Below are 298 nucleotides of genomic sequence, written 5' to 3'. Positions count from 1 at the left end.
CAGGTTTTTCTTCTAATGCCAACAACATAGAAGATAATATATCATTTTCAAACGGCATTTGTTTCATTTTAGGAATTAAAGTTAATTTTTTAATAAAGTTATTTACCCTGACATCTCGTCACATTTCATCAAGCATATTTTGGACTTCACAACATAATGCTACAAAAGATCTGTGTCTTAACATTTCAACTTCTTCATTAAAACCATTCATTCGTTTGTCGATTATCTCAACTAATATGAATTTTTCATAATTAACTGTTTCAAAATCAATATTATGCCCAAATCCTCCATAGCTTCT

At 28.5% G+C, this 298-nt stretch carries 1 protein-coding gene; it reads right to left on the bottom strand.

Annotation, left to right across the window (positions count from 1 at the left end):
- Positions 1-118: 118 nt before the first annotated feature.
- On the bottom strand, positions 119-298 hold a 180-nt coding region (locus tag CN514_RS26130), incomplete at its 5' end, for a hypothetical protein (protein WP_176526092.1).

Origin of the sequence: Bacillus sp. AFS001701 (genome assembly GCF_002559405.1) — a bacterium.
Classification (GTDB): domain Bacteria; phylum Bacillota; class Bacilli; order Bacillales; family Bacillaceae_G; genus Gottfriedia.
Note: the sequence above shows the minus strand (reverse complement) of the source record. Positions and strands in the feature narration are given on the sequence as shown.